Source organism: Micromonospora xinjiangensis (assembly GCF_056150165.1).
In genome coordinates, this window is the sequence record NZ_JAXCFO010000001.1 from 633550 (window position 1) to 649765 (window position 16216).

13 protein-coding genes are annotated in these 16216 nt (G+C 74.6%); 4 read left to right on the plus strand and 9 right to left on the minus strand.

Annotated features, from left to right (window positions below):
- The 7 genes from SM573_RS03035 to ftsY form a co-directional block, all read right to left on the minus strand.
- Complete coding sequence (locus tag SM573_RS03035) at nucleotides 1-654, minus strand: response regulator transcription factor (protein WP_474613917.1); 654 nt, start codon at nucleotides 652-654, stop codon at nucleotides 1-3.
- A complete protein-coding gene (locus tag SM573_RS03040; RefSeq protein WP_474615418.1) occupies nucleotides 651-1880 on the minus strand; it encodes a sensor histidine kinase in 1230 nt (409 codons plus the stop codon). Before SM573_RS03040 ends, SM573_RS03035 begins: the two co-directional genes overlap by 4 nt.
- 114 nt (nucleotides 1881-1994) lie before the next feature.
- Entirely contained in the window at nucleotides 1995-4301 is a 2307-nt protein-coding gene (locus SM573_RS03045; protein WP_474615419.1) for a [protein-PII] uridylyltransferase, read from the minus strand.
- A 15-nt stretch (nucleotides 4302-4316) separates the two neighbouring features.
- A complete protein-coding gene (locus SM573_RS03050; protein WP_474614028.1) occupies nucleotides 4317-4655 on the minus strand; it encodes a P-II family nitrogen regulator in 339 nt (112 codons plus the stop codon).
- Between the two features lie 23 nt (nucleotides 4656-4678).
- Nucleotides 4679-6079 (minus strand): ammonium transporter, encoded by a 1401-nt coding sequence (locus SM573_RS03055; protein WP_474613920.1) that lies wholly within the window; start codon nucleotides 6077-6079, stop codon nucleotides 4679-4681.
- Nucleotides 6080-6320: 241 nt separating this feature from the next.
- Nucleotides 6321-7184 (minus strand): phosphotransferase, encoded by an 864-nt coding sequence (locus SM573_RS03060; protein WP_474613921.1) that lies wholly within the window; start codon nucleotides 7182-7184, stop codon nucleotides 6321-6323.
- Between the two features lie 6 nt (nucleotides 7185-7190).
- Nucleotides 7191-8381, minus strand: coding sequence for a signal recognition particle-docking protein FtsY (gene ftsY / locus SM573_RS03065; RefSeq protein WP_474613922.1), 1191 nt, complete (start codon nucleotides 8379-8381; stop codon nucleotides 7191-7193).
- A gap of 152 nt (nucleotides 8382-8533) precedes the next feature.
- On the opposite strand from ftsY, the gene SM573_RS03070 reads away from it, so the two are divergent.
- From SM573_RS03070 to SM573_RS03085, 4 genes are all read left to right on the plus strand, one after another.
- The gene (locus tag SM573_RS03070; RefSeq protein ID WP_474615420.1) at nucleotides 8534-10246 is read left to right on the plus strand and encodes an alkaline phosphatase D family protein; all 1713 of its coding nucleotides are present in this window, start codon (nucleotides 8534-8536) and stop codon (nucleotides 10244-10246) included.
- 28 nt (nucleotides 10247-10274) lie between these two features.
- Entirely contained in the window at nucleotides 10275-10712 is a 438-nt protein-coding gene (locus SM573_RS03075; protein WP_474613924.1) for a MarR family winged helix-turn-helix transcriptional regulator, read from the plus strand.
- A 205-nt stretch (nucleotides 10713-10917) separates the two neighbouring features.
- Nucleotides 10918-11412 carry a universal stress protein gene (locus tag SM573_RS03080; RefSeq protein WP_474613925.1) on the plus strand — a complete coding sequence of 165 codons (495 nt, stop codon included), beginning with the start codon at nucleotides 10918-10920 and terminating at the stop codon, nucleotides 11410-11412.
- A 46-nt stretch (nucleotides 11413-11458) separates the two neighbouring features.
- On the plus strand, nucleotides 11459-11980 hold the full coding sequence (locus SM573_RS03085; protein ID WP_474613926.1) for a DinB family protein: 522 nt from the start codon (nucleotides 11459-11461) through the stop codon (nucleotides 11978-11980).
- A gap of 12 nt (nucleotides 11981-11992) precedes the next feature.
- On the opposite strand, the gene SM573_RS03090 is transcribed toward SM573_RS03085, so the two are convergent.
- Together SM573_RS03090 and smc are read right to left on the minus strand one after the other, a co-directional pair.
- The gene (locus SM573_RS03090; protein ID WP_474613927.1) at nucleotides 11993-12613 is read right to left on the minus strand and encodes an HAD-IA family hydrolase; all 621 of its coding nucleotides are present in this window, start codon (nucleotides 12611-12613) and stop codon (nucleotides 11993-11995) included.
- Nucleotides 12610-16209, minus strand: coding sequence for a chromosome segregation protein SMC (gene smc / locus SM573_RS03095; RefSeq protein WP_474615421.1), 3600 nt, complete (start codon nucleotides 16207-16209; stop codon nucleotides 12610-12612). Before smc ends, SM573_RS03090 begins: the two co-directional genes overlap by 4 nt.
- Nucleotides 16210-16216: the final 7 nt, after the last annotated feature.

Here is a 16216-nt window from a genome sequence, read left to right on the forward strand (position 1 = left end):
TCAGTTGACGAGCCCCGACTGGTACGCGAAGACGACCAGCTGGGCCCGGTCCCGGGCGGCGAGCTTGACCATCGCCCGGCTGACGTGGGTACGCGCGGTGGCCGGGCTGACGACCAGCCGCTCGGCGATCTCGGCGTTGCTCAGCCCCTCGCCGACCAGCCCCACGACCTCCCGCTCCCGGTCGGTGAGCGTGCCCAGCCGGGGATGCGGGCGGGGCGCCCGGGACGGCCGGGTGGCGAACTCGCGGACCACGCGCCGGGTCACCGAGGGCGAGAGCAGGGCCTCTCCCTCGGCCACCAGCCGGATCGCCCGCAGCAGCTCGGCCGGGCTGGTGTCCTTGGTCAGGAACCCGCTCGCGCCGTACCGCAGCGCGTCGAAGACGTACTCGTCCAGCTCGAAGGTGGTCAGCACGATCACCCGGGTGCCGGCCAGCCCGGGATCGGCGACGATCCGCCGGGTCGCCTCGATGCCGTCCACGCCGGGCATGCGTACGTCCATGAGCACCACGTCCGGACGCTCGCGGCGGACCAGCTCCACGGCGGCGAGCCCGTCGGCGGCCTCCCCGGCGAACGCCAGGTCCGCCTCGCTCTCCACGAGTGCGCGCAGGCCGAGGCGGACCAGGTCCTGGTCGTCCGCGAGCACCACGCGGATCATGCGACCTCCTGGCCGGGCACCGGGGGCGCGGGGAGGCGAGCGTACACCCGGAAACCGCCCGCCGGGCCCGGCCCGACCTGCAGGTCCCCGCCGAGCGCCGTGACCCGCTCGCGCATCCCGGCGAGGCCGTGGCCCGCGGCGTCCCGGCCCGCGGTGGCGCCCGCCCCGGTGTCGGTCACCTCGACGGACACCTCGGTCGGCGCGTACCCGATCCGCACGGTCGCGGTGGCCGCCCCGGCGTGGCGCAGCACGTTGGTGAGGGCCTCCTGCACCACCCGGTACCCGGCGAGGTCCACGGCGGTCGGCAGCGCCCGCGGCCGGCCGGCGACCTCGACGGTGACCGGCAGCCCCGCTCCCGCGAGGCGTTCCCGCAGCGCCGGCACGTGGGCCAGCCCGGGAGCCGGGGTACGCCCGCCACCGTCCTCGCCGCGGCGGACCACCGTCAGCGTGACCCGCAGCTCGTCGAGCGCCTCCTTGCTGGTCCGGCTGATGGCGGTGAGCGCGGTACGCGCCTGCTCGGGCTGCTTCGCCATCAGGTGCAGGGCCACCTCCGCCTGGAGGTGGATGGCCGCCAGGCCGTGACCGACGACGTCGTGCACCTCCTGGGCGACCCGCAGCCGCTCCTCGTCGGCCAGCCGGCGGGCCTGCTCGGTGCGGGAGCGGGTCGCGGCGTCCCGGCTGAGGCGCACGGTCACCCCGACCGCGAACGGAACGACCACCCACGCGGCGCCGGGCACGAGCCCGACCAGGCCCGGGGGGTCGCCCGCGGAGACGAACACGTGCACGAGCAGCAGCCCCAGCGCCGGGGCGGCGGCGAGCGCCGCGGGCACCACCGGCCGGTACGCCGCGACCGTGTACACGGCCACGAAGAAGCTCACCAGGATCGGGCCGTACGCGTGACCGAGGGCCAGGTAGACCGCCGTCGCCACGCTGGTCACGGCCAGGGTGACGAGTGGCCGCCGGCGGCGTACGGCCAGCGCGAGCGCCGCCACCACCACGGCGGCGTACGCGCGCCCGTCGGGCGGGACGGTGCCCGGCTGGTTGGTGCTCGCCGGGCCGGTGCCGACCAGCCCGAACAGCACCAGTCCGACGGCGAGCGCGGCGTCGGAGAGCAGCGACCGCCACGGGGCGCCACGGCCGGATACGCGGTCCACGACGCCCGCCGTGGCCCGGGTGCCGCCGGCCCGGGCCTGCTGCCGGGGGTCCATGTCGTCAGAGGATGTCACGCCGCGGGTCCATGTCTCGACGATGCCGCCGGCGCGGCCACGGCGCGTCGTGCCGGGGGCGGCCCCCGGGCTACGTCCCGGGACGTAGCGGCGTGGGGCGGCGCACGCGAGCCGTCACACGGCGGCGAGGACGGCCGCCTCCAGCCGGGCGCGGGTGGCGTCGTCGGGCCAGCCCCCAACGAGGTAGAAGGCGTCCACGACGTCGCCGCCGAGGGTGGAGATGCGGGCCGCCCGGACCAGCGCGCCCGCCTCGTCGAGGGCGCAGGCCACCCGGTAGAGCAGGCCGGCCGCGTCGGCGGCGCGCAGCTCCAGCAGCACGGCGTCGGTGGCCGCCTCCCGGTGCCAGACGACACGCGGGGCGGCGCCCGAGCCGCGGGCGGCGAGGGCCCGGCCGCGCAGCCGCTGGGTGACCGAGACGTCGCCGGCCACGGCCCGCCGCAGGTCGGCGCGCACGGCGACCGGGTCGGGCGTCAGGCCGTACCGGGGTTGCACCCGGCACTCGACGAGGGCCCGCCCGTCGACCGCCGAGGCGTCCGCGGCGACCACCTCCAGCCGGTGCAGGGCCAGGCAGCCGGCCACCGTGGCGAGCAGGCCCCGCCGGTCCGCGGCGGCGACGGCGACCCGGTCGCCGGTCACCTGGACGACCGGCAGCGGCTCGGCCAGCAACGCCGGGTCCGGCGCGGGTGGGGCGGGCAGGGCGCCGGTGTCGAGCGCGGTGTGGACCCGGGTGACCAGCTCGGCGACGAGCCGGCCCTTCCACTCCGACCAGGCGGCCGGGCCGGTGGCGGCGGCGTCGGCCCGGACGAGGGCGTGCAGCAGGTCGAGGGTGGCCGGGTCGCCGACGGCGTCGGCGACCGCGGAGATGGTGACCGGGTCGGCGAGGTCCCGCCGGGTGGCCACGTCGGGCAGGAGCAGGTGCAGGCGGACGAGCGTGCCGATGAGCGCCGCCTCCGGCCCGGGCAGGCCGATCCGGCTCGCCACCGCCTCGGCGATCGGCGCGCCGACGGTGCTGTGGTCACCGGGCAGGCCCTTGCCGATGTCGTGCAGCAGGGCGCCGAGGAGCAGCAGGTCGGGGCGTTCCACGTCGCGGGTGTGCCGGGCGGCCTCGCACGCGGTCTGCACCAGGTGCCGGTCGAGGGTGTACCGGTGCACCGGGTTGTGCTGGGGCAGGCCGCGCACCCGCGTCCACTCCGGCAGCCACCCGTCGACCAGTCCGTACCGGTCGCAGGTCTCCCACGCCGGCACGAGACCGGCACCGGCGCCGAGCAGGGTGGTCAGCGCGGCCCGGGCCTCCGCCGGCCAGGGCGCCGGCAGCGGCGGGCAGTACACGGCCAGCCACTCGCAGGTGGCCCGGGCGATCGGCAGCCCCGTGGTGGCCGACGCGGCCGCGACCCGCAGCGACAGGCTCGGGTCGGGCCGCGCCCCGATGGCCGTGCGGGCCAGCACCAGCTCGCCGTCGTGCTCGACCACGTCCCGGGCCACGGGACGGCGGGTGGGGCGGGCACCGACCCGGGATCGCCCCGCGCGCAGCCGCTCGGCGGCGCGGAACGCGTCGTCCAGCGCGTGGCTCACCGTGCGTGCGTCGCTGGACACCCGACGGAGCAGAAGGTCCCCGTCGCGGATGACCGCCGCGGCGGCGTCGCCGCGCGGGGGCTGCCGCAGCCCGAGCCGCGCCGCCACCCCGTCGCGCTCCTGGGCGAGCAGCCGGTCCACCCGGCGGCCGACCTGCTCGTGGAGGGCGTCGCGGACGTCCAGGAGCCGCAGGTGCGCGGCCCGCACGGCGGGGCGCAGCGCGTCGGTCACGCCGGCGGTCGCGATCGCCCGCAGGATCCCGACGTCGCGCAGGCCGCCGGCCGCCTCCTTCACGTCGCCCTCCAGGAGGAAGGCCAGCTCACCGTGGGCCTGCCAGCGGGCCGCGGTGATCTCCCGCAGCCGCGGCAGCTGTCGTACCGCGGTGCGGCGCCAGTGGTCGGCGGCGGTGCGGATCAGGGAGTCGGCGAGCGCCGCGTCGCCGGCGACCAGGCGGGCGTCGAGCAGGCCGAGGGCGACCTTGACGTCGTCCTGGGCCACCGAGAGCGCCTCGGCGACGGTACGCACCGAGTGGTCGAGCCGCAGGCCGGCGTCCCAGACGGGGTACCAGACGGTGGCGGCCAGTTCGTCGACGCCGGGCACCCCGGCGTGCAGCAGCACCAAATCGAGGTCGCCGTGCGGGGCGCACTGCCGGCGGCCGAGCCCGCCGACGGCGATCAGCGCCACCCCGGGTCGGGACGGCAGCAGGCGGGTGAGGAACCCGTCGTACGCGGCGGCCCGCCGCTGTCGGGCCTGTTCGCCGATGCCGGGAACGCCGACGACCTCGTCGACCGGTGGGCCGGCGGCGGGAACGGGGGCTCCCGACGCGGCCCGTCCGGTCAACGAGGTCATCGCGTTTCCCGTCTCCTACAGGGCGTCGAGCCCGCGCTCGCCGGTGCGGACCCGCACGACCTCCTCGACGGAGGTCACCCAGACCTTCCCGTCACCGATCTTGCCGGTGCGCGCGGCCGTGACGATCGCGTCGACGATCTTCTCGACGTCGATCTCGTCGGTGAGCACCTCGACGCGGATCTTCGGCAGGAACTCGACCGTGTACTCGGCACCCCGGTAGACCTCGGTGTGCCCCTTCTGGCGCCCGTACCCCTGGACCTCGCTGACGGTCAGCCCGGCCACGCCGAGGGCGTGCAGGGCCTCCTTCACCGCGTCCAGCTGGTAGGGCTTGATGACAGCGGTCACCAGCTTCATGTCCAACCCCTCCATCCGAAACGTTAACCGGCGACCTTCTCGCTGACCGGAGCGGCGGGCTCGCCGTCCGGCTTGGTGCCGCTCGCGGCCGGCGTCCCGATGCCGGCCATCGCGAACGCGCCGCCGCTGCCGCCCGCCGGGGAGAGGTCGTAGCCGCTCTCGGCGTGCTCGGCGATGTCGATGCCCCCGACCTCGGCCTCGGCGCGGACCCGGAAGCCCATCGTCTTCTCGATGGCGAAGGCGATCAACCAGGCGACGCCGAACGACCACACGCTGACGATGAGGCCGGCCAGGGCCTGCCGGCCCAGCTGGGTCAGCCCGCCGCCGTAGAACAGGCCGTCGGAGGCGCCGACCACGTCGCTGATCGCGGAGTTCACCGAGTTGGTGGCGAACAGGCCCAGCCAGAGCGAGCCGATCCAGCCACCGACGAAGTGCACCCCGACCACGTCGAGGGAGTCGTCGTAGCCCAGCTTGTACTTCAGGCTGACCGCCAGCGCGCAGACCGCGCCGGCGACCAGGCCGAGCAGCACGGACGCCCAGGGAGCGATGAAGCCGCAGGCCGGGGTGATGGCGACCAGGCCGGCGACGGCGCCCGAGGAGGCGCCCACCATGGTCGGCTTCCGGTCCTTGATCCACTCCACGACGATCCAGCCGAGGACGGCCGCGGCGGTGGCCAGCTGGGTGTTGACGAAGGCGAGCCCGGCCACCGAGTCGACGGTGAGCTCGGAACCGGCGTTGAACCCGAACCAGCCGAACCACAGCAGGCCGGCGCCGAGCGCGACGAGCGGGATGTTGTGCGGCTTCATGCCCTCGCGCGGCCAGCCGAGCCGCTTGCCGAGCACCAGCGCGACGGCGAGCGCCGCGGCGCCGGCGTTGATGTGCACGGCGGTGCCGCCCGCGAAGTCGAGCGCGTGGATGTCGCCGCCGATGATGCCGCCGCCCCAGACCCAGTGGGCGACCGGGAAGTAGACCAGGGTGGCCCAGCCGAAGGCGAAGAGCAGCCACCCGGCGATGCGGGCGCGGTCGGCGATGGCGCCGCTGATGAGCGCCACCGTGATCACCGCGAAGACCATCTGGAACGCCATGAACACGTAGAGCGGGACGCCGATCCCGCTCGGGTTGTCGGCGGTGGCGCCCCACAGGTCGGTCTCCGCGAGGAACGTCTTGGTGCCGAGGTACGCGGCCGGGTCGCCCCAGAAGCCGTTGACATCGCTGCCGAAGGCGATGCTGAAGCCGTAGAACCACCACAGCACGGAGATGAGCCCGATGGCGGTGAAGCTCATCATCATCATGTTGAGCACGCCCTTGGCCCGGTTGAGGCCGCCGTAGAACAGCGCCAGTCCGGGCGTCATGAGCAGCACGAGCGCAGTCGACACCAGCAGCCAGACGGTGTTGCCGGAGTCGATCGTCGGTGCATCAGGCACGCTGGCCTCCTATAGGTGAAGTTCCCTCCTTTGCGGCTTCCGGGGCAGCGTCGCCCGTACGCCGGCTGCGGGAAGCCTCGTCGGCCGCTGTTTCACCCAGGGACTCCGGCGGGTTTCCGTTCCGTGACGGGTTGTTTCGTACGTGTGACGGCGGACATCCGCCTCGTCGGATGGACGGCGGTGGATCGGCCGTACGGCGGTCGTCGATGTCCTACCGGTCGGCGCGATCCACCGCCTGGGGTCAGCGCAGGGCGTCCTCGAGGGCGTGCCGCTCGTAGTCGAGCAGCCGCAGGTCGCGCATGGGCCGGCGCAGGTGCCCCTTGTGCACGATCCGGACGAACGCCGGGTCACCGGCCGCGGCCATCCGGCGGATGCCCTCGACGTGGTCGACGATCCGCTTGCGGATGGTGCGGATCAGCCGATGCCGGTCGCGCGGGATGAGCCCGTACGCGTCGGCGAAGAGGCGCAGCCGGCGCGGACGGTCGGGGTGCTTCCAGCCGAGCGTGATCGAGTCACGGTCGGAGAAGATCGGTACCCAGGTCCACGCCGCGTACGCCACGTCGTAGATCCGGGCGCCCGGCGAGGCCAGGTCGAAGTCGATCAGCCCGAGGGTGCCGTCCGGCCGCCAGATGACGTTGTGCGGCGCGGCGTCGTGGTGGCAGATCACCTCGGTGTCCGGCGGCGGCGGCCCGAACGAGCGCCAGACGGCGTTCGGCGGCGGCACGAAGCCGTACTGGGCGTCGTGGAACATCCGCAGCATGGTGGCGACGGTCACCAGGGCCTCGTCGGTCACCCAGTGCGGGGCGAGCGGGTACTCCCCGCACTCCCCCTCCAGGTACGACAGGACCTCCCGGTTGCGCTCGTCCATGCCGAGCGCGCGCGGGGCGCCGGTGAACCCGACGTACTCCAGGTGGCGCAGCAGGGCGTGCACGGAGGGCGTCCAGGGGCCGGCGTTGCGCCGCACCGTGTCGCCGACCCGCACCACGGTGCTCACGTTCCCGCCGTGCAGCGGGATCTCCTGTGACGTCACGTACGGTCTCCCCAGGCGCTGCGAGGGGTGGCTCGGGTCGCGCCAGCCCGCGTACGCACGATCGTCAGTGCTCACCCGAGCCTACGCGTCCCGTGCGGCGGTTTCGGTACCCAGCAGCGCGTCGACGAACTGCGCCGGGTCGAACGGCGCCAGGTCGTCCGGCCCCTCACCGAGGCCGACCAGCTTCACCGGGATGCCGAGCTTGCGCTGCACCGCGATCACGATGCCGCCCTTGGCGGTGCCGTCGAGCTTGGTGAGCACCACGCCCGTCACGTTGACGACCTCGGTGAAGACCCGCGCCTGCTCCAGCCCGTTCTGGCCGGTGGTGGCGTCCAGGATCAGGATCGTCTCGTCGATCGGGCCGTGCTTCTCCACCACCCGCTTGACCTTGCCCAGCTCGTCCATCAGGCCGACCTTGTTCTGCAGGCGGCCCGCGGTGTCGATCAGCACGGTGTCGACGCCGGTGTCGATGCCCCGCCGGACGGCGTCGAAGGCGACGCTGGCCGGGTCGGCCCCCTCCGGGCCGCGCACCGTCTCGGCGCCCACCCGGCCGCCCCAGGTCTCCAGCTGGTCGGCCGCGGCGGCGCGGAACGTGTCGGCCGCGCCGAGCAGCACGCTGCGGCCGTCGGCGACCAGCACCCGGGCGATCTTGCCGCAGGTGGTGGTCTTGCCGGCGCCGTTGACCCCGACCACCAGCAGCACAGCGGGGACGCCCTCCTTGCCGGCGGTCCGCAGCGAGCGGTCCATCGTCGGGTCGAGCGCGTTGACCAGCTCGGCGGCGAGCAGGGCCCGCAGCTCACCGGCGGTGCGGGTGCCGAGCACCCGGGTGCGCTCGCGCAGCCGGTCGACGATCTCGCGGGTGGCGTCGATGCCGACGTCGGCGGTGATCAGGCTGTCCTCGATCTCCTCCCAGGTGTCCTCGTCGAGGCGGTCCCGGCTGAGCAGGCCGAGCAGGCTCTTGCCGAAGACGTTCTGCGAGCGGGACAGCCGGGTGCGCAGCCGCACGAGCCGGCCGGCGGTCGGCTCCGGGACCTCCAGCACCGGCGCCGGGGCCTCCACCACGGGTGGCGGTTCGACGAGCACCCCGGTGGAGAGATCCGACTCCGGTGCCTCGACCGGCGGACCGGCCAGGTCCTCCTCCGCCCGTGTCTCGACCTCCGTCGTCGGCAGCGGTGGCTCCGGGCGGCGGCGCAGGCGCGGCACGACCAGCCCGAGCGTGCCGAGGATCAGCACACCGAGCAGGGCGAGTGCGATGAGGAGGTAATCCGTCATGCCGAAATCCTGTCAGATGCCGGCGACGGCGTCCCAGCCACCGCACCCGAACCGGCGCGGCAGCGGCGGCGGTAGGCTCGGTCACAGCCAGCAGTGGTGCGACCGCCGGCCGGGTAATGAAAGATGAAGTCCGCTCATCCCGGAGGTCCCGCATGCACGCCGCACACCTGCTCGTCGGTCCCCTGCTGCGTCGGGTGGTCGGGACGCGGGCCACCGTCTGGGTCGAGACCGCGGCGCCCGCCGTGGTCACCGTCCGCACGGCCGACGGCGCCACCGGCACCGCGCCCACCTTCACGGCGTACGACCACCACTACGCGCTCGTGGTCGTCGAGGGGCTCACCCCGGACAGCGTCACCACCTACGAAGTGCTGGTCGACGACGAGGTGGTGTGGCCGCTGCCGGGCGACGCCTTCCCGCCGAGCGTGATCCGCACCCGGGCCGCCGACGACCGCGACCAGCCGGTCCGGCTGCTCTTCGGGTCCTGCCGCGAGACGACCCAGCACTCGACCGCCCGCAAGCTGCCCCCGGACGCGCTGGACGCGTACGCCCGGCGCCTGATGGCCGACTTCGACCCGTCCGCGCTGCCCGACCTGCTGGTGCTCCTCGGTGACCAGGTCTACGCGGACGTGACCTCGCCCACGGTGCGCCGGCTGCTCCGGCGACGCCGCCGCCGCCCGGAGGGCGCCCCGGCCCACCAGGTCGTGAGCTTCGACGAGTACACGAAGCTCTACCTGGAGTCCTGGCGAGACCCGGAGATCCGCTGGCTGCTCTCCACCATGCCGAGTGTGATGATCTTCGACGATCACGAGATCATCGACGACTGGAACACCTCGGCCTCCTGGCGGGCTGACGCCCGGCGGCAGCCCTGGTGGGCCGAGCGGATCGGCAGCGGCCTCGCCTCGTACTGGGTCTACCAGCACCTGGGCAACCTCGCCCCGGAGGAGATCGCCGCCGACCCGGTCTTCGCGAAGGTCAGCGCGGCCGAGGACGCCACCGGGGTGCTGCGCGAGTTCGGCCGGCGGGTCGACACCGAGTCCGACCTCGCGCACGACACGGAACGCTGGCGCGCCGTGCAGTACCAGTGGAGCTACGCGCTCGATCTCGGACGGACCCGCCTGGTCGTGCTGGACAACCGGTGCAGCCGGGTGCTCGACCCGGCCAACCGGGCGATGCTGCCGCCGGGCGAGTGGGCCTGGTTCCTCGACCAGGCGCACGGCGTCTACGACCACCTGGTGGTCGGGGCCTCGCTGCCCTGGCTGCTTCCGCCCGGCATCCACCACGTGGAGGCGTGGAACGAGCGGCTGGCCGACTCCCGCCGGGGCTGGGTGGCCGGCGCCTCCGAGAAGCTGCGCCGGGCCCTCGACCTGGAGCACTGGGCGTCGTTCCGCCGGTCGTTCGAGGCGCTCGGCGCGACCTTCGCCCGCATCGGCAGCGGCACTCCCGGCCGCACCGGGGACCGGGTGGGGGCCGGTCCGGCGTACGCCCCACCGGCGTCGATCAGCGTGCTCTCCGGCGACGTGCACCACTCGTACGTGGCCCGCGCCCGCTTCGACGAGCCGGGGGTGAGCACGCCCGTGCACCAGCTCACCTGCTCGCCCATCCACAACCAGGTGCCGGCGGCGATACGCCCGCTCATGCGCCTCGGCTGGTCTTCCGGGCCGGCCGCGGCCACCCGCGCGCTGGCCCGCTCGGCGGGCGTGCGCCGCACCGGGGTGCGGTGGCGCAAGCTGGCCGGCCCGTACTTCGGCAACGCCGTGGGCACCCTGGTCCACCGGGGGCGCAGCGCCGAGGTGACCATCGAGGGCACCACGAGTGACGGGCACCTGCGACCGGTGATGCGTCAGCGGCTCACCGACGCGGCCTGAGACCGCCGCGCACCGTAGCCTGTACGGCGTGGACGAGCAGGCGGAGACGCTGCGGGCGGTCGAGCACGAGCTGACCGCCCTGCTGCGGCGCGGCCGGGCGGTCTCCTGGGACGTCGCCCGGGAGGTGCACCCGAACCTGGAACCGAACGCGTACGGGTTGCTGCTCTGGCTGCGCCGGTACGACTCGGCCCGGCTCACGGACCTGGCCGCCCGGCTGGGCGTCGGCAAGGGCACGCTGAGCCGGCAGATCCGCGCCCTGGAGGCGCTCGGCCTGGTCCGCCGGACCCCGGACCCGAGTGACCGGCGCGCTTCCCAGCTCAGTCTCACCGAGACCGGTCAGCAGCGCTTCGACGCGGCGCGCGCGGCCCGCCTGGCGCACATCCGGCGGGTCCTGGAGAGCTGGCCGGACCGGGACGTGGCGGAGTTCGCCCGGCTGCTGGCCCAGTTCAACGACGCCTGGCCCTGACGTGGGCCGTCCCGGCCCGTCCACGTGGAATGTCCCCGCCTTCCGGTTGGTTGCCAATCAATAGTTGCCTGGGGCAACCTGGTGCTACGAGTGTCGTCAAGGTCGTGCCGACATCCCGGCACAACCACGCGGCAGCCGGCGTTGACAGAAGCGGGAGCCGACCGCGACCGCGGCACGGCCGTCGGGCGCAGCCGAGGGAGGGTTCATGAGCGTCGGAGCACCGGACCGCGAGCAGTACGGCCCGCAGGCCCGCCCGCTGCCGTTCGAGCGCGGCACGGACGGCCCCCGGGTGGTGCTGGTCGGCGTGGACGGCACCCGCACCTCCGAGCGGGCCGGCTGGTACGCCGCCGGCCTGGCCCGTCGGCAGGGCGCGTCGCTCGTCGTCGTCTTCGTCAACGCGCCGAACGGCCTCACGGCGCTGATGCCCGGCGTGGACGCCGGCGCGGTGCAGCGCACCCAGGACGAGCTGACCGGGGAGCTGCGTCGTGACATCCAGCGCGCCGCCGAGGAGCTGGGCCTCCCGATCACCTTCCAGTGCCGGCGCGGCGACCCCTTCGCCGAGCTGCGCGACGCCGCCGACGAGTTCCAGGCCGACATGGTCGTGGTCGGCGCGTCCGAGCAGGCCGGCCACCGGCTGGTCGGCTCGGTGGCCACCCGGCTCGTCCGCACCGGCCGCTGGCCTGTCGTCGTGGTGCCCTGACAAACCCGCTCGCCGGTCGTCGGGGGTTCGCGCGAGGATGCCCGGCATGACGTGGACCGCACCGGCGATCGACCGGACCCCAGAGATCAGCGTCGGCGACGAGCGCCCCATGCTCGAGAGCTGGTTGGATTACCACCGGCAGACCCTGCTGCTCAAGTGCGCCGGGCTGACCGCCGAGCAACTGCGCACGCCCAGCGTCGAGCCGTCCGGGCTGACCCTGCTGGGCCTGGTGCGCCACCTGGCCGAGGTGGAGGCCTGGTGGTTCCGGGAGAACTTCGCCGGGGAGCGGGTGGACTACCCGTACTTCACGCCGGAAAATCCGGACGCCGACCACGACGTCGGCAACGCCGACGCCGAGGCCGACTTCGCCACCTACCACCGCGAGGTCGCGCTGGCCCGGGCCGCCGCCGCCGGCCGGTCCCTCGACGAGACCTTCACGGAGGTGGGCCCGAAGCGACGCACGTTCAACCTGCGCTGGGTCTACCTGCACATGATCGAGGAGTACGCCCGGCACAACGGCCACGCCGACCTGATCCGCGAACGCATCGACGGCGTCACCGGCGAGTGACACGGCGGGCGGTCAGTACGCCAGCGCCGCCCGTAGATAGCGCAGGTCGCCGGGGCCCGTCCACCGGTGGGCGGAGAGCCCGGCGGCCCGGGCGCCGCGCACCGACCAGTCTTCGTCGTCGACGAAGAGCACCCGGTCGGGCGGGGTGGCGACGGCCTGGCAGGCCGCCTGGAAGTACTCCTTGGCCGGCTTGTTCACCCCGAGCCGGTATGAGTTGATCACCGCGTCGAACTCGCCGACCAGGTCGAGCGCGGCCAGGTCGTCGTCGAGCCGGTCGGTGGCGTTCGTCGCGAGGCCGACCCGGATGCCACCGGCCCGTGCCTCCCGCACCAGGTCGAGCACCTCGGTGTCCACCTCGCCCCGGTACCGCTGCCACTCCTCGACGGCGTCGCGGGCGCGGTCGGCGTCACCGGCGGGGCCGGTCAGGGCGTCGGCCACGCTGGCCATCCAGTCGGCGTGGCTCACCTGCCCGGTGAGCACCGGCTGGAGCCGCCCCCACTGCATCGCGATCTCGAGGAGCACCCCCTCGGGAAGCCCGTAGCGCCGCTCGACCTCGGCGGCGACCGCCGGGTCCCAGCGGCGCAGCACGCCGTCGAAGTCCACCAGGAGCGCCGTCGCGCGTTCCCGACTCACCCGTTCGTCTCCTGCCCGTCGTCGTCGGCCCGGTTGAGCCGCTGGCTGATCACCTGGGTCACCCCGCCGCGCATGGTCACCCCGTAGAGCGCGTCGGCGATCTCCATGGTCCGCTTCTGGTGTGTGATCACGATCAGCTGGCTCTTCTCCCGCAGCTGGGCGAGGAGGGTGATCAGCCGGCCGAGGTTCACGTCGTCCAGCGCGGCCTCCACCTCGTCCATGATGTAGAACGGGCTGGGTCGTGCGCGGAAGATCGCCACAAGCATGGCCACCGCGGTCAGGGACCGCTCGCCGCCGGAGAGCAGCGACAACCGCTTGATCTTCTTGCCCGGCGGGCGGGCCTCCACCTCGACCCCGGTGGTGAGCAGGTCGTCCGGGTCGGTGAGCACGAGGCGCCCCTCGCCGCCGGGGAAGAGCACCTCGAAGACCTGCTCGAACTCGCGGGCCGTGTCGGCGAACGCGCTGGCGAAGACCTCGAGGATCCGGTCGTCGACGTCCTTGACGACGGTGAGCAGGTCCCGCCGGGTGGCCTTCAGGTCCTCCAGCTGCTCGGAGAGGAACTTGTAACGCTCCTCCAGCGCGGCGAACTCCTCCAGCGCGAGCGGGTTCACCTTGCCCAGCAGCGCCAGCTCACGCTCCGCCTTGGCGGCCCGCTTCTCCTGCACGGGACGCTCGTAACGGACCGGCTCCGGCACCGGCAGGCCGTCCCGCTCGGCGGCGGCGACGTCAGCCTGGGTGGGCGGGACGAGCTGCGTCGGCCCGTACTCGGCGACGAGGGTCTCGACGTCCAGCCCGAAGTCCTCCGCGGCCTTCGCCTCCAACTGCTCGATGCGCAGCCGCTGCTCGGCGCGGGCCACCTCGTCCCGGTGCACCTGGCTGGTCAGCCGCTCCAGCTCGGCGCCGAGCCGCTTGGCCGCGCCGCGTACCTCCTGGAGCTCGGCCTCCCGTGCGGCGCGCTCCCGCGCCACCGCGTCGCGCTGCTCCTCGGCCGTGGCGATCGACGTCGCCAGCCGGGTGAGGGCCTCCCGCGCGCCGCCCGCGACCGCCCGCGCGATCGCCGCGCCCCGGGTCCGCGCGGCCCGCCGGGCCGCGGCCCGCTCCCGCGCCGCCCGCTCCGCGGTCGCCTGCCGGCGCAGCGAGTCGGCCCGACCGGCGATCGAGGCGACGCGCTCCTCGGCGGTACGCACCGCCAGCCGGACCTCCATCTCGTTCTGCCGTGCCTGCGGCACCATCGCGGCGAGCTGGTCCCGCTCCTCGGTGGACGGCTCGGCGTCGATCGGCGTCTCCTCGGCCAGCCGCAGCCGCTCCTCCAGCTCGGCCAGGGCCAGCAGGTCCCGTTCCCGGGCCGCCTCCGCCCGCGCCCGGGACTCCCCGAGCCGGTCGCACTCCGCCTTCGCCGAACGGGCCGCCGCGCCGAGCTCGGCCAGCCGTCGGGCGGCCGCGTTGCGGTGGCTCTCCGCCTCCCGCTTCGCGGCGGCGGCATGCTGTACGACCTCCTTGGCCGCGGCCACCTCGGCCCGCGCCTGCACCAACTGCTCCCGCAGGTCGGCGGCGCCCTGCTCGGCCGCGATCCGGTTAGCCCGGGCCTCCTCGACGGCGGCCTGCACCTCGATGAAGCTGGGCGCCTTCGCCGAACCGCCGGCCGCCGCGTACGCGCCGACCACGTCCCCGTCCGGGGTGACCGCGCGCAGCTCCGGGTTGTCGCCCACCAGCTCGGCCGCCGCCGCGAGGTCCCCGACGAGCACCACGTCACGGAGCGCCCGGTGCACCGCCGGCCGCAGCGGCTCGGCGCACTCCACCAGGTCCGGCGCCCAACGGGCGCCGTCGGGCAGCTTCGGCCGCAGCGCGTCCGCCGGGCCGTCCATGCCCGGCCCGGCGGGACTGCCGACCAGCAACCCGGCCCGGCCCGCGTCGGAGATCTTCAACAGGCGCATCGCCTCGACGGCCTCGTCCACGCCGGTCACCGCCACCGCGTCGGCCAGGCCACCGAGCGCGGCGGCGAGCGCGGCCTCGTGTCCCGGCGCGACGGTGAGCAGGCCCGAGAGGCTGCCGAGCAGACCCGGCACCTCGCCGGCCCGCGCGAGCAGGGCACCGGCCCCGTCCTTGCGGCGCAGACCGAGGGCGAGGGCCTCCTCACGCGCCTTCCAGGTGGCGGCGTCCTTCTCCGCGGCGCGCTCGGCGTCGGACAGCGAGCGTACGGCCGCCTGGGCCCGCTCGTGGACGGCGACCGCCTCGGCGTGCCGTTCGTCCAGGTCGGCGTTGTCCCGGTCCGCCTCGGTGGACTGGGCGGCCACCGCGTCCAGGTCGGCCTGGGCCTTCTCGGCCCGGGTCAGCGCGTCGGAGTGCGCGGCGGCGAGCCGCTCAATCTCCTCTCCGGCGCTGGTGGTGCGCGCCCGCGCGGAGTTGACCTGCCCGGTCAGCCGGGCCAGCCCCTCCCGCCGGTCCGCGATCGCCTTGGCCGCGGCGACCAGCTGCCGCTCCGCGGCGGCGAGCTGCCGTTCCAGCTCCTGCCGGTGCTCGACGGCCTCGGCGAGCCGGATCTGGTCGTCGGTGAGCGCCGCGCGCAGCTCCTCCTCCTGCTCGCGGACCCGCTCCGCCTCGGCCTCCAGCTGGTCCGGATCGCGCCCGGGGCGCTCGTCGTCCGGCGTCGCGCTGAGGTGCCGCAGCCGTTCCAGGGCCAGCTGCTCGATCGAGCGGAACCGCTCCTGGAGGGCGGAGAGCTTGTACCAGGTGTCCTGCGCCGCGGCCAGCAGCGGCGCGTCCTCGGCGAGCGCCGCCTCCAGCTCGCCGAGGCGATGCTGCACCTCGGCGTGCTCCGCCTCGACCTGCTCACGCCGCTCCCGCACCGCGGTCTCGTCGGCGATCTCCTTGTCGAGGGTGGCACGCAGCGTGGCGAGGTCGTCGGCGAGCAGGCGCAGCCGCGCGTCACGCAGGTTCGCCTGGATGGCCGCGGCCCGGCGCGCCACCTCGGCCTGCCGGCCCAGCGGCTTGAGCTGGCGGCGCAGCTCGGTGGTGAGGTCGGTGAGCCGGTTGAGGTTGGTCTGCATCGCGTCGAGCTTGCGCAGCGCCTTTTCCTTGCGCTTGCGGTGCTTGAGGACGCCGGCCGCCTCCTCGATGAACGAACGCCGGTCCTCCGGCTTGGCGTGCAGCATGCCGTCGAGCCGGCCCTGCCCGACGATGATGTGCATCTCCCGGCCGATGCCGGAGTCCGACAGCAGCTCCTGGATGTCGAGCAGGCGGCACGAGTTGCCGTTGATCTCGTACTCGCTCTCGCCCGACCGGAACATGCGGCGGGTGATCGACACCTCGGTGTACTCGATGGGGAGCGCGCCGTCGGTGTTGTCGATGGTGAGCGTGACCTCGGCCCGGCCCAGCGGCGCCCGGCCGGCGGTGCCGGCGAAGATGACGTCCTCCATCTTGCCGCCGCGCAGCGCCTTGGCGCCCTGCTCGCCGAGCACCCAGGCGATGGCGTCGACGACGTTGGACTTGCCGGAGCCGTTCGGACCGACCACACAGGTGATCCCTGGCTCCAGCTTGAGCGTCGTCGCGGAGGCGAAGGACTTGAAGCCCTTCACCGTCAGGCTCTTGAGATGCACCTTCTCG

Excerpts from the sequence above, each read along its gene's own strand:
- SM573_RS03035 (WP_474613917.1), bottom strand. The coding sequence starts at position 654 with ATGATCCGCGTGGTGCTCGCGGACGACCAGGACCTGGTCCGCCTCGGC.
- SM573_RS03045 (WP_474615419.1), bottom strand. The coding sequence starts at position 4,301 with ATGACCTCGTTGACCGGACGGGCCGCGTCGGGAGCCCCCGTTCCCGCC.
- SM573_RS03050 (WP_474614028.1), bottom strand. The coding sequence starts at position 4,655 with ATGAAGCTGGTGACCGCTGTCATCAAGCCCTACCAGCTGGACGCGGTG.
- ftsY (WP_474613922.1), bottom strand. The coding sequence starts at position 8,381 with ATGACGGATTACCTCCTCATCGCACTCGCCCTGCTCGGTGTGCTGATC.
- SM573_RS03070 (WP_474615420.1), top strand. The coding sequence starts at position 8,534 with ATGCACGCCGCACACCTGCTCGTCGGTCCCCTGCTGCGTCGGGTGGTC.
- SM573_RS03080 (WP_474613925.1), top strand. The coding sequence starts at position 10,918 with ATGAGCGTCGGAGCACCGGACCGCGAGCAGTACGGCCCGCAGGCCCGC.
- SM573_RS03085 (WP_474613926.1), top strand. The coding sequence starts at position 11,459 with ATGACGTGGACCGCACCGGCGATCGACCGGACCCCAGAGATCAGCGTC.